Genomic DNA, 13091 nt, shown 5'->3' on the forward strand with positions numbered 1-13091 from the left:
CAGCCCATGAACCGCAAACAGCAATTGCTCAAGCGCCATCGGCGCAACAAACGCATCGGTCTGCTCATCGCGCTGGTGCTATTGATTGCCATGGGTGTGCTGGTGAGCTGGTGGCTGCCGTTGGTGCTCGCGTTTCTGGGCTGGATTGCCCACGAGGCATGGTTTGCCGACCATTTGTTTTATTCGCCCAAAGACGATTATCAGTACAGCTTTCCACCGTACACCCAGCAGCCCAAGGTTCATCTTGACGGTGAGCGTTTGCGCCTGGACGACGGTGTCATGCTGGTCGACGACGCCACGCTAGTCTTGGCGCTGCGGATAAAAAGCACTTGGCTGGGCCGCTTCATCGATCCCGTGGTCGAGTTGTCGGGGGGGGATCACCCGGACCGGCAAACGTTCGAGCGTGGTGTGAACGGCCTGCGTTACCTCAACCTCAGTGGTCAGGCACACGTTCTGTCGCAAGGTGAGTTACGCCTGCGCGGGCGATTCTGCCGACTGCTGGGTGAGCCGGTGCTCAGGGTGTTCGAGCATCCGGATTACAGCCGTCAACGGGTGATGGTGATCGCGCCCCATGCCGACGATGCCGAGTTGGCCGCATTCGGTTTGTACAGCAGCGCCAGTCAAAGCTGGATTGTGACCCTGACCGCCGGTGAAATAGAGGCCGGGCACTATCAGCAGATGGGGCTCAATGGTGTCGAAGCGTCTCGGTTGAAAGGCTCGCTTCGCGCCTGGGACAGTCTCAGTGTGCCGCTGTGGGGCGGTGTACCTCAGGAGCGCTGCATACAGTTGGGGTATTTCTGCCTGCAATTGCCCGCCATGCAAAGCACGCCGACCGAGGCCGTGGTATCCCGTGAGGCACAACTGGGGGATACCCGATACTTTCGACGGTTCAATCCGTTTGCCCTGGGCAGTGACGTCGATGGCATACCATCCTGGAACAATTTGCTGGCCGACCTGAGTGAGTTGATCGAGCGTATCCAGCCTCAGGTCATCGTTTTGCCACATCCGCGTTTCGACCCGCACCCAGACCATCTATGCTCACAGCAAGCGGTGATGCAGGCACTGAACGGTACAGCCTGGCAGCCCGAAACCTTGTTGCATTACGCCAATCATCTACACGACAACGATCGCTGGCCAATGGGTGATGCCGGTACCGGTGTAACACTGCCGCCACAGATCAATGATCACGAACCGTTGCGGCCCTGGGCGCTTTGTTTGTCGGCTGAAAAGCAGTGGCACAAGGCTATGTCGTTGGGCATGATGCACGACCTTCAGCCCCGACTTCCCCTCAAGCGTCTACTTCGCCGGGCGATACAACGCTGTCTGGCGGCCCGACGCTGGCCGGCTTTCGGCGAAAACGAGTTCTTCCGTAAAGCGGTGCGACGCCACGAATTATTCTGGGTCCAAGAGCTGTCTGGAAAGAGAGAGACCAATTGAAAGTTCTGTTTCTGGTGCAGAAAGAGCAGCGAGCGATCCTCGATCGACTGTATGACGGTATCGCCGAGCACTGCGACTGCGACAAGCGTGAGCTGACCAGCGCGGAGCAGGACGACTTGCGTGGATATTTTCGCAAGCATGTCGATGTGACCCGCTACGACCGGATTGTTTTTTTCCTGCGCTTCAAAAAAGAAATCAGACAGGTGAGGTTCATACAAACCCTGCCCAATCTGGTTATTCTGGAACACGATGCGTACCAGAACTACATCCCGTGCAAGTACACCGGCAAGTTCAGCGCCCATTACCGCAAGCTGCCTTGGGCGCGGGTGATCAGCTCGGGCTTCATGGTCAGCCAGCGCTTGCGCGAGGAAGGGTTTGACGCGCATTTCGTGCCCAAGGGCTACGATCAGGCACTGTTGCAAAACTGCCAGCGTGAACGGGATATCGAGCTGGGTTTTGTCGGCAGTCTCAACAGCGTGGCGTATGCCGGACGCAAGGCCATGCTCGAGTCCGTGGCCGAAGTGGAAAACCTGCTGATCACCCGCACCAAGTCGGGTGAAGAATACTGCGAGACGTTGAGCCGGATCCGTTACTTCGTGAGTGCCGACGTCGGCATGGGCGAATACATGATCAAGAATTTCGAGGCCATGGCCTGTGGTTGTGTGCTGTTTGCTTACGATCAAGGGGAAGCCGAGAATCGCGCGCTGGGGTTTGTCGATATGCACAACATCGTGCTCTATCGAACCCGCGACGAACTCAGGGAAAAACTGGCGGTGTTGCGCGAGTCCCCCCAGCTGACCGAGACCATTTCATTGGCCGGACAGGCTTTGGTAGAGCAGCGTTACACGTTCCGGGCTGTAGGGCATGCGATTGTCGACGCCCTGCGTGCGCCGCTGCGCGAGCATGTCCCGCTAGGCTGGAAAGAAAAATTACGCTTGTCGCTGGGGCTGTGAAGCCGGGCAATTAAACAACCTATGGTGCGGTGCAAATAAATGCTGTTCAGCGAGACTAGCGACATTTCGGTTGTAATCACTAGTTGCGGTCGCTTCGATCTGTTGAAGCGTACCCTCGAGACGTTCGACCGGTTCAACACGGCTCCCATCCGTAAGGTGTTCATTACAGAGGACTCCGGCGACAGCGCCGTAGAGGCCTGTATTCCGGAGCACTGGAGGGCGCATACCCAGTTCTTCATCAACAAGCCACGCCTGGGGCAGTTGCGGTCCATCGATGCCGCTTATGCTCAGGTTCAGACATCGTGGATTTTCCACTGTGAAGACGACTGGGACTTCTACCGCGAAGGGTTCATCGAAGAGTCCCAATGCCTGCTGGAGGAAGATCCGCAGGCACTGCAAGTGTGGCTGCGCAGCTTCAATCATGACCTGATGGTTCACAGCCCTTACGTGTTCCTGAACGAGCGCAAAGTCAGCCATGGCATTCCTTTCTACGTACTGGGCTCGCAAAAAGCCGAGTGGCAAGGTTTTTCCTTTAATCCAGGGCTGCGCCGTCGCGCGGATTACTTGATGCATGCACCGTATTCCGGATTTTCCGGGGAGAAAGACCTGTCGCGTCTGTATGCTGGCGAAAACCGCTACGCGTTGATTCTGGAAAATGACGCGGTATTACACACCGGTTTCGGTGAGCATGTGGTGGTCCCGAAGGAGCGGGAGAACAAATTACGGCGTAAACGTCTCGATCGGCTGAAGCTGATCGCAGCTCTTATCTTGGGTCTGGCAATAGGTTGGGTGCTACATGGAATTTAGCGGCATGAGGCCAGGAAAGAACACAATGGTGTATTTCGGAACGGCGCTCTGTTTGTTCCTTTTGAGCTTTGTGGTGGGCTGGTCGTCGAAGTGGACCAACAACCTGTTCTACGCCTTGATGGTATTGCCGGGCCTGATCTTCCTGATCAAGGAACGCGGTGCGGGCTTGCTCAAGGAGCCGCTGGCGTGGGGTTGGCTGGCGTTCATTCTATGGTTTCTGGTGCCTGCGACGATTGCAGGGCAGATGCAGTTCTACAAACACGTCTTCTATGTACTGATGTTCGTCATGGTGGCCGGCGCCTTCACCGATCCGCAGTTCTTCCGCAGTGCGGCGTTTGTTCGCGCTCAGTTCTGGATTCTGACGTTGTACATTTTCGGCAGCGCGCTCTACGGTTGGGCCACCGGTGAGTTCGCCGTCGGCGGCCGGGTGGCGCTGCTTCCGGCGCGCCTGGAGAACGTCATCTACGCCAGCATTTGGCTGTTCTGTGCGTTGGCGCTGGCGCTGCCAATCTGGCTCAGGGACCGAAAGTACATCGAAGCTGGCCTGGCCATCGTTTTGTCAGTGTTCGCGGTAGCCTTCGTCCTGCAGACGCGTACTGCGTTTGTGGGGGCTGTGTTCCTGTTTAGTCTCTGGGTGCTTTACGGCATTTACCACAAGCCGCGGCTGGTAGGCGGTGCGGTGGCAATTTGCGCAATCGTTTTAGGCCTGCTGTTCCTGGTGGTGCACAACGAAGCCTGGTACCAGTCCCTCTGGAACCGAGGTGATTCATATCGCATCGAGATTTTCCATATCATGGTCGGCGAGTGGCGCCACTGCGGCTGGGCATTGGGCTGTGGCATCAACTTCCACACCACCCAGGTACTCGATGGTTGGATGCCGATTCAGCATCCGCACAACATTTTCGTAGCACTGGGGCTGTACAGCGGCGGAGTCGCTCTGGCGTTGTTCGTAGCGCTGATGGCCGCCTCCCTTTGGCAGGCCTGGCGTCTGCGCGACGTGTGGGGTATGTACCTGGCGTGTGCGCTGGTGATGCTGAACTTCGATGGCAGTTTGCTGATTGGTAACCCTGACGAGTTGTGGCCACTGGTACTGCTGCCCGCAGCGATGATCCTGTCTCGCGTGCTGAAGGCGCGACAACCCGCGCTGGTGTAATGCCTGGCCTTCGCTTCCTCCCCGGAGGCGAAGGCGCTCAGATCATTTTTGCAGGGCGACGCTCAGCTCCTCCGGGGAGCAGATGCTCTGGGTCTGGCCATAATTGTGCATGAAGACTTCGCCGCGATCGTCGAGCAACCATTGCCGATCTTGCGGGTAGCGCACCATATGCTTGAAGTTGCGCAGCCGCAGAGTCTTGCGCAGCGGACGTCGATACACCCGCATGTCGGCGATGTCGATCAGGCCCAGCTGATGCTCGGGTGTGAGCACGATGTTGCCCAGGTGCGCCGAGCGAAAATAAATCCCCCGCTCATGCAAAGTGGCCATGAAGACCCCCAATTGGCCGCGCAACGGATCGGCATCGCCCTCAATGTCCAGCAGCTGACGCAGGGTCTGGCCCGGCAGTGGATCGTAGTGCACGGCATCGCGCTCGATACTCGCAATACGGTAAACCTGACGAATCGACGGGCAGGGGATGTGCCGTTCACGCAACGCATCGCAGTTGTCGGCAAAGCGTTTGGCGTACGGGTACCACGCGGCCGACGTCAGCAGGCGTTTGCGGCGAAACAGTTTGAGTATTGAACCGTCCGTCAACCGCAGAACCTTGTCCCCCGAACCATCCGCTTCAAGGACTTGTGCTCCCTCGCGCAGGGCGAGATATCGGGTGTGATCAAGCGCTTGCATCAATACTCCGGGTTGGGCGCCGTGAGGCATGGATAGCCAGCCATGTTACCGCAGCTCAGCGACTAAAATGGCCTGTGTTACACTCGCGGGCTCTTTTCTCATACAACGGGTTCTCATGACCAGCCCTGATTCGCCTGCGCCGTCGAGCTTGAAGATTTACCTGCGCCTGCTGTCGTATGTGCGCCCGTACTGGGGCATGTTTGCCATCAGTATCGTCGGCTTTGTGATTTTTGCCTCGACGCAGCCCATGCTCGCAGGGATTCTCAAATATTTTGTCGATGGTCTGAGCAACCCTGAAGCGGTGCTCTTCCCGACTGTTCCCTACCTGAAAGACTTGCAGTTGCTGATGGCCGTGCCGCTGCTGATCATCCTGATCGCCGCCTGGCAAGGCCTGGGATCGTTCCTGGGTAACTATTACCTGGCCAAAGTGTCGTTGGGGCTGGTCCACGACTTGCGTGTCGAGCTGTTCAACAAGTTGCTGGTATTGCCCAACCGTTATTTCGACACCCATAACTCCGGGCACCTGATTTCGCGCATCACCTTCAACGTGACCATGGTCACCGGTGCTGCCACGGACGCCATCAAAGTGGTCATTCGTGAAGGCCTGACCGTGGTGTTCCTGTTTGCTTACCTGTTGTGGATGAACTGGAAACTGACCCTGGTGATGCTGGCGATCCTGCCAATCATCGCGATTATGGTGAGCAGCACCAGCAAAAAATTCCGCAAGCAGAGCAAGAAAATCCAGGTGGCGATGGGCGACGTGACTCACGTGGCCTCCGAAACCATTCAGGGCTATCGCGTGGTGCGCAGCTTCGGTGGCGAGAGCTATGAAGAACGTCGTTTCGCCGAAGCCAGCCAGGGCAACACCGACAAGCAACTGCGCATGACCAAGACCGGTGCGGTCTACACGCCCATGCTGCAATTGGTGATCTACACCGCCATGGCGGTGCTGATGTTCCTGGTGCTGTTCCTGCGCGGCGATGCCACCGCCGGTGACCTGGTGGCCTACATCACCGCGGCGGGCCTGCTGCCCAAGCCGATTCGGCAGCTGTCGGAAGTCAGCTCGACAATTCAGAAAGGCGTTGCCGGTGCCGAGAGCATTTTCGAGCAACTGGACGTCGAGCCCGAGATTGACCAGGGTACCGTCGAGCGTGATCGCGTCAGCGGCCACCTGGAAGTGCGCAACCTGAGCTTCACCTATCCAGGGACCGAGCGTGAAGTGCTGAAGAACATCAGCTTCACGGCGGCACCGGGGCAAATGATTGCCCTGGTCGGTCGCTCGGGTAGTGGCAAGTCGACTCTGGCCAGCCTGATTCCGCGTTTCTATCACCACGAAACCGGCGAAATCATGCTCGATGACGTGGAAGTCGAAGACTATCGTCTGCGCAATCTGCGTCGACACGTGGCGCAGGTGACGCAGCATGTGACCCTGTTCAACGACACCATCGCCAACAACATCGCTTACGGTGACCTGGCCGGCGCACCACGTGCCGACATTGAAAAGGCTGCCAAGGATGCTTACGCGATGGACTTCATCTCGGAGATGCCGCAAGGCCTGGACACCCAGGTCGGCGAAAACGGCGTGTTGCTGTCCGGTGGTCAGCGTCAGCGCCTGGCGATTGCCCGGGCCTTGTTGAAGAACGCACCGTTACTGATTCTCGACGAGGCAACGTCGGCACTCGATACCGAGTCAGAGCGGCACATTCAGGCGGCACTGGATCAGGTCATGAAAGGTCGCACCACACTGGTGATTGCTCACCGGTTGTCGACCATCGAGAAAGCCGACCTGATCCTGGTCATGGATCATGGCGAAATCGTCGAGCGCGGCACCCACGCTCAACTGCTGGCGCAAAACGGCTACTACTCCCGCCTGCATGCTATGGGCCTGGACGAGCCGGTTACTGCGGGTATCGCCTGACCCCCGCTGGCCGCCACCGAGGGGTGGCGGCCGCAAAAAATCCTCTCATTAATGCCATGCGCAAGCCCACGCCAACCCTGTGTTAATATCGCGCCCCTGTTCATTTTGTATGTGGGTTGCTCCATGAAGTTGTCCATGCCGCGATTCGATCAAGCCCCTGTCTTGGTGGTCGGCGATGTCATGCTCGACCGTTACTGGCATGGCGGTACCTCACGGATTTCCCCTGAGGCGCCGGTACCGGTAGTCAAGGTCGAGCAAATCGAGGACCGCCCGGGCGGTGCCGCCAACGTTGCGTTGAACATTGCCGCCCTCGGCGCCCCGGCCTCGCTGGTCGGCGTGACCGGCGACGATGAAGCCGCCGACAGTCTGGCCAATAGCCTCAAGGGCGCTGGCGTGCGGGCGTTGTTCCAGCGCATTGCGCACCAACCGACCATCGTCAAGCTGCGGGTCATGAGCCGTCACCAGCAACTGCTGCGTATCGACTTCGAAGAACCGTTCGCCACCGACGCGTTGGCGTTGGGCGAGCAAGTCGACGAATTGCTCGAAGGCATCAAAGTGCTGGTGCTGTCCGACTACGGCAAAGGCGCGCTGAGAAACCATCAGGTGCTGATCCAGGCGGCACGTGCCCGTGGCATTCCGGTGCTGGCCGATCCCAAGGGCAAGGATTTCTCGATCTACCGTGGTGCAAGCCTGATCACCCCGAACCTCAGCGAATTCGAAACCATCGTCGGCGGTTGCGCCGATGAGCACGAACTGGTGAGCAAGGGCGCGCAGCTGATGCACGACCTTGACCTTGGCGCATTGCTGGTCACCCGCGGCGAACACGGCATGACCCTGTTGCGTCCGGATCATCCGGCGCTGCACCTGCCGGCCCGTGCCCGTGAAGTGTTCGATGTGACCGGTGCCGGCGACACGGTGATTTCCACCTTGGCGGCCGCCATTGCCGCTGGTGAAGAACTGCCCCACGCGGTGGCCCTGGCCAACCTGGCGGCGGGTATCGTGGTCGGCAAACTCGGTACGGCAGCCATCAGCGCGCCGGAACTGCGTCGCGCCATCCAGCGTGAAGAAGGTTCGGAGCGCGGCGTACTCGGCCTGGAGCAACTGTTGCTGGCGGTCGATGATGCGCGTGCGCATAAAGAGAAGATCGTCTTCACCAACGGCTGCTTCGACATTTTGCACGCCGGCCACGTGACCTACCTCGAACAGGCGCGGGCTCAGGGCGATCGCTTGATCGTTGCGGTCAACGACGATGCGTCGGTCAGCCGCCTGAAAGGCCCGGGTCGTCCGATCAACAGCGTCGACCGTCGCATGGCCGTACTGGCAGGTCTGGGCGCCGTGGATTGGGTGATCAGCTTCGCTGAAGGCACTCCGGAAAACCTGCTGCGTGAGGTCAAGCCGGATGTGCTGGTCAAGGGCGGGGACTACGGAATCGAGCAGGTTGTCGGCGCGGACATCGTGACCGCTTACGGCGGAAAGGTGAAAGTGCTGGGGCTGGTGGAAAACAGCTCGACTACCGCGATTGTCGAGAAGATCCGCAAGTCCGAGTAACACTGATCGTTCCCACGTCGAACACGTCTGCGTGGGAACGATCAATCAGGAGCTGACCTTTTTCCGCGGTACGATTCTCTTCAACAATTGCTTCGCCTTCCCACGTAATCGCGCCAAACCTGAATCTTTCCCCGGCGGGCTCAAGCCCTGCTGCCGCACCCAATCCTTCCAGCGAATCCGCTCATCCCTCACCAGCCAGCCTTCCTGCTGGGCAAAACTCTCTGCCAGGTACAACCCGCGAGTACTCGCCGGGTACAGCTGATCCTTTTTCAAGGTGTAGAGCTCGGCCATCGGTTGGCCATCCTGCAGCGGCATCAAGTACAAATCGGGACGTTTCCGATCGAGCCGGGCCACCAGTTGATCGCCTTCCAGTCGCTCGTCGACATGGAACAGGCTCAGGGATTTAGCCTCCTTGGGCACGTCGAGGCGCAAGTCATAGATCAATTGCAGCGAGGCCGTCGGCAAATGCACGTAAGCCCGCGGACGTTCGATCAACTGCATCTTGGCGCAACGCACCGGCCGCGCCGAACCGGACAACGGCGTCAGGCGAAACGGCAGGGCTTCACGGTAATGCAGCGCGGACGAGTAGGGCGCCGGCAGCCAGGTGTCATTGAAGCGACCGCCGAGCCAGCCTTCCGGGGTTTCCAGCAGGCACTCTTCGGCAATTTCCTGAATCGCGGTGTGCAGCGGCAGGTTCAGCTCATGGGCGGGCACGTAACCGGAGATCAGCTTGAGCACCACGTCGCCGCGGTCTTGCCGACGCTGACGCACCAACACCCAGTAATCGCGGTTCTGCCAATGCAGGGTCAGGCGCACCGAAACCCCGAGATTGGCCAGCTCAAGCGAAAACCGCTGAGTGTCGGCGACCGTCACCGGGCGGCGCCGTTGCAGCGTCTGGGAGAAATTGAGCGGCATCCCGACGCTTTGATAACTCAGGCCTTCGGGAGTCGCTTCGACGAATAACGGCAGGGTCTTGAAGTTGCTCGGGTTCTTTCTTATGAGCGTACGCGGCATGTCGGCTCCTGCTTAAGGCCGCGTGGGCGGCATCAGTTTCGACGTAGGACCTGGGCAACGGTCGCGACGTTATGGGCGAGGTGCAGCGGATTGATGGTCCCGACAATAGCACTGGCAACACCCGGATGTTCAAACAACAACTCGAAGCTGGCGCGAACAGGGTCTACCCCCGGGCTGAGGCAAACATGTCCGCTGGCGAGGGCTTTTTTGACCAGAATGGCTTTGCCGTGAGCAGCAGCATAGTCAATGACCGGCTTCTCGTTCTGCTGGTTCAGATTGTAGGTGACCATCGCGCAATCACCTTGTTCCAGAGCCTTCAAACCACCTTCGACGGTTTTGCCGGAAAAACCGAAGCCGCGAATCTTGCCTTCGCTCTTCAGCTCGGCGAGGGTCGCATAGACTTCACAGTCGTTGAGGATGGCCAGGTCGTTGCCGTCGGAGTGCACCAGCACCAGATCGATGAAATCCGTTTCCAGCCGTTGCAGACTACGTTCCACCGACCGCCGGGTGTGGGCGGCGCTGAAATCGTGGCTCGACTGGCCGTCGGCAAACTCTTCGCCGACCTTGCTGACGATCACCCAGTCCTGGCGCTGACCCCGCAGCAACGGACCTAAGCGTTCTTCGCTGCGGCCATAGGCCGGGGCAGTGTCGATCAGGTTGATGCCCAGGTCGCGCGCGAGTTTGAGCAGCATGCGCGCTTCGTCGTCATCGGGAATCTGGAAGCCGTTGGGGTATTTCACGCCTTGGTCACGGCCGAGTTTGACCGTGCCCAGCCCCAGTGGCGAAACCAGCAGGCCGGTGCTGCCCAACGGGCGGTGCAGATCGTGCAGGGTCGGTTGGCTCATGGCAGCAATTGCTCCCAGGCAGGGACGCCCATCGGCGGTTTTGGCAGGTCGGGCAGCGGCGTCGGATGGCTTGGCTGGATGCCGTCGCGCTGCAAGGATGCGATGACGCGATCAGCAAAGTCCGGAGCCAACGCCAGTTTGGTTGGCCAACCGACCAGCAGCCGGCCTTCTTCGGCAAGGAATGCATTGTCAGGACGGGTCATTCCCGATTGCAGTGGTTCGGCGCGATCCACTCGAAGGGTGGCCCATTGCGCTGTGCTCAGGTCGATCCATGGCAGCAACTGGCCGAGTTCTTTCTGCGCGGTGGCAATTTGCTCGGCGGGTTCGCGGGCGACACCTTCGGCTTCAGCGATATCGCCGCCCAGGTACCAGACCCATTGACCATCGGCGGCCGGATGGGTGGTCACGGTAATGCGCGGCTTGGTGCCGCCACCCAGGCAGTGGGCATACAGCGGTTTGAGCCCCGGACCCTTGACGATGATCATGTGCAACGAACGGCGTTGCATGGCGGGCTGGCTCAATCCCAGGGCTTCGAGCAGCGCTGCCGTGCCAGCGCCGGCGCTGAAGACGATGCGCTGGGCACGAATCTCGCGCTCGTCGACCTTCAGGCCGACCAGTTTTCCACCCTCCAGCAACGGTTCGATGTTCTGACCGGCAAGCAGGCCGTCACCCGCCAGATCGGCCAGGCGCCGGATCAGGCTCGGCACGTCGATCACCAGTTCCGCCAGACGATAGACCTTGCCCTTGAAGCGCTTGTCTTGCAGGGCGGGCGGCAATTGCTCGCCCTTGACCTGATCGACACGGCCGCGCACGGCCTTGCTGGCGAAGAAACTGGTGAGATTGCCGGCGATCGTGCCGGGGGACCAGAGGTAATGGGCTTCGGACAGCAGGCGCACGCCGGTCAGGTCCAGTTCGCCGTCACCGGCCAGGGCTTCGCGCCAGCGCCGAGGCATGTCGGCGATGGCTTCCGAGGCGCCGGTCAAGGCGCCATGCAATGCGTACTTGGCGCCGCCATGGATGATGCCCTGGGATTTCAAGCTTTGCCCGCCACCGAGGCTGGCGCTTTCCACCAGCACGGTCGAAAAACCCTGGCGGCGCAGGCGCGCATTCAGCCAGAGGCCGGCGACACCAGCGCCGACAATCAAAACGTCGGTGGAAATAACGGATGGCATGCAGCGACCTCAGTGTTCAAGACGAGGGCGCAGTATACAGACTCGACGAAGAGGGGATTTGTTGGTGATCAACAGGTCAAACGCAAAACCCTGTGGGAGCGGGCTTGCTCGCGAAAGCGGTATGTCAGGCGACATTTGTGTCGGCTGGCACACTGCATTCGCGAGCAAGTCGGATCGCCGCACCGCCGCTCCCACACTGGATCGTGATTCAGGTCTTAATGCCCGGCGGTTTTGGAGAAGAGCTGGATGACAACGACGCCCAATACGATCAGCGCCATCCCCATCATCGCCGGCACATCCAGTTTCTGCCCGTAGATGAACAGCGCCGCAACGCTGACCATCACGATCCCCATGCCGGCCCACACCGCGTAAGCCACGCCCACCGGAACGCTGCGCACCACCAGCGTGAGCATCCAGAAGGCGATGCCATAACCGACAATAACCAGAATCAGCGGCAGCGGGGTGCTGAAGCCTTTGACCGCTTTCATCGAAACGGTGGCGATCACTTCGGCGCAGATGGCAATGGCCAGGTAGTAGTAAGCGGTCATGGGTGCATCCTCGTGTGAAGTGTTGCTTTCTGAGGTCGGCATTTTAGAGATTCCCCAGATGCGGTAAAGTCATTACCTATCTGTTCTGAAGATGGGTTGAGCCATGAACACGCAATGGAATCTGGAGCAACTGCGGCTGTTTGTCAGCGTAGCGGAGCAGCGTTCGTTTTCTGCGGTAGCGCGGGATCAGCGCAAGGCGCAGTCGGCGGTCAGCAGTTCGATTGCGCTGCTGGAAGAGGACCTGGGCGTCAGCCTGTTCGACCGTAGCAGCGGCCGCCAGCCGAAGCTCACCGAGGCCGGTAACGCGTTGCTGGATGAGGCTCGGGAAGTGCTGCGTCAATGCGAGCGCCTTAACGGTCGGGCGCTGGCCATGATGCGCGGCCAGGAGGCGCGTTTGCGTGTGGCCCAGGATGAGGCGATGCCTTATCAGCCGATCATCGAAAGCTTCGAAGCCCTGGCTCAACAATTTCCCAGCCTTGAAGTGCAGCTGACCAGCGCGGCCCAAGGCGATGTCGCGCGCAAACTGGTGGAGCGTCGGGCCGATCTGGGGTTGCTGTTTTATCACGACCAGATTCCCGAAGCGCTCGAGCGGCGGGTGTTGGGCAGCGTTGAAATGGTCACGGTGTGCGGCGTCGGGCATCCATTGGCGAAGCAGGCTCAGGTCGATTGTCAGCAACTGGCGCAGCATCGTCAGTTGCTGATGTCCACACAGTCGAGTGTCTATCCCGGAAGCGAACCGGCCAGCCCGCAAGTCTGGCGGGCCGACAGTTTCTACGTGATGGCTGAATGGCTGGTGCGCGGCCTCGGCTGGGCCTGGCTGCCGCGCCACGTGGTGCAGTATCCGGCGTATCAGGGCCTAATGATTGAACTGGTCAGTGAATGGACCCCGCCAGCGCTGGTGGTAGAGCTGGTCTGGCGTCGCGATGAGCCACTGGGGCCGGCGGCTCGTTGGCTGGCGGAACGTTTTGCCGTGCACTTGCAGACGATCGGTGAAAAAAGCCGATAAACTCCG

12 protein-coding genes are annotated in these 13091 nt (G+C 59.7%); 7 read left to right on the top strand and 5 right to left on the bottom strand.

Annotation, left to right across the window (positions count from 1 at the left end):
• The first annotated feature begins 6 nt into the window (after positions 1-6).
• Genes KW848_RS11975 through KW848_RS11990 form a run of 4 tightly spaced genes read left to right on the top strand, consistent with a single transcriptional unit; the run spans position 7 to position 4350 of the window.
• A complete protein-coding gene (locus KW848_RS11975; protein WP_218536938.1) occupies positions 7-1437 on the top strand; it encodes a PIG-L deacetylase family protein in 1431 nt (476 codons plus the stop codon).
• The gene (locus KW848_RS11980) at positions 1434-2390 is read left to right on the top strand and encodes a glycosyltransferase (RefSeq protein ID WP_192409952.1); all 957 of its coding nucleotides are present in this window, start codon (positions 1434-1436) and stop codon (positions 2388-2390) included. Before KW848_RS11975 ends, KW848_RS11980 begins: the two co-directional genes overlap by 4 nt.
• A 39-nt stretch (positions 2391-2429) precedes the next feature.
• On the top strand, positions 2430-3197 hold the full coding sequence (locus KW848_RS11985) for a glycosyltransferase family 2 protein (RefSeq protein ID WP_192409953.1): 768 nt from the start codon (positions 2430-2432) through the stop codon (positions 3195-3197).
• A 25-nt stretch (positions 3198-3222) separates the two neighbouring features.
• Positions 3223-4350 (top strand): O-antigen ligase domain-containing protein, encoded by a 1128-nt coding sequence (locus KW848_RS11990; protein WP_256365131.1) that lies wholly within the window; start codon positions 3223-3225, stop codon positions 4348-4350.
• Positions 4351-4392: 42 nt separating this feature from the next.
• On the opposite strand, the gene KW848_RS11995 is transcribed toward KW848_RS11990, so the two are convergent.
• Positions 4393-5034: a toluene tolerance protein gene (locus KW848_RS11995; protein WP_218536940.1), complete on the bottom strand. Its 642-nt coding sequence runs from the start codon at positions 5032-5034 to the stop codon at positions 4393-4395.
• 115 nt (positions 5035-5149) lie between these two features.
• Between KW848_RS11995 and msbA the strand changes: the two genes are divergently transcribed.
• Together msbA and hldE are read left to right on the top strand one after the other, a co-directional pair.
• Positions 5150-6952, top strand: a complete 1803-nt coding sequence (gene msbA / locus KW848_RS12000; protein WP_218536941.1) for a lipid A export permease/ATP-binding protein MsbA — start codon at positions 5150-5152, stop codon at positions 6950-6952.
• A gap of 123 nt (positions 6953-7075) precedes the next feature.
• A complete protein-coding gene (hldE, locus tag KW848_RS12005) occupies positions 7076-8500 on the top strand; it encodes a bifunctional D-glycero-beta-D-manno-heptose-7-phosphate kinase/D-glycero-beta-D-manno-heptose 1-phosphate adenylyltransferase HldE (RefSeq protein ID WP_218536942.1) in 1425 nt (474 codons plus the stop codon).
• A gap of 45 nt (positions 8501-8545) precedes the next feature.
• Here the strand turns inward: hldE and KW848_RS12010 are convergent, their stop codons facing one another.
• The 4 genes from KW848_RS12010 to KW848_RS12025 form a co-directional block, all read right to left on the bottom strand.
• Positions 8546-9514, bottom strand: a complete 969-nt coding sequence (locus KW848_RS12010) for a hypothetical protein (protein WP_008146227.1) — start codon at positions 9512-9514, stop codon at positions 8546-8548.
• A gap of 32 nt (positions 9515-9546) precedes the next feature.
• Positions 9547-10359, bottom strand: coding sequence for an aldo/keto reductase (locus KW848_RS12015; RefSeq protein ID WP_218536943.1), 813 nt, complete (start codon positions 10357-10359; stop codon positions 9547-9549).
• A complete protein-coding gene (locus KW848_RS12020; RefSeq protein WP_218536944.1) occupies positions 10356-11531 on the bottom strand; it encodes an FAD-binding oxidoreductase in 1176 nt (391 codons plus the stop codon). Before KW848_RS12020 ends, KW848_RS12015 begins: the two co-directional genes overlap by 4 nt.
• 215 nt (positions 11532-11746) lie before the next feature.
• Positions 11747-12079, bottom strand: a complete 333-nt coding sequence (locus tag KW848_RS12025) for a multidrug efflux SMR transporter (protein ID WP_008146221.1) — start codon at positions 12077-12079, stop codon at positions 11747-11749.
• Between the two features lie 103 nt (positions 12080-12182).
• Here KW848_RS12025 and KW848_RS12030 point away from each other — a divergent pair, with 103 nt between their 5' ends.
• Positions 12183-13085 (top strand): LysR family transcriptional regulator, encoded by a 903-nt coding sequence (locus KW848_RS12030; RefSeq protein WP_218536945.1) that lies wholly within the window; start codon positions 12183-12185, stop codon positions 13083-13085.
• Positions 13086-13091: the final 6 nt, after the last annotated feature.

The organism is Pseudomonas sp. PDM25 (genome assembly GCF_019219045.1).
In the GTDB taxonomy this organism is placed as follows: Bacteria; Pseudomonadota; Gammaproteobacteria; order Pseudomonadales; family Pseudomonadaceae; genus Aquipseudomonas.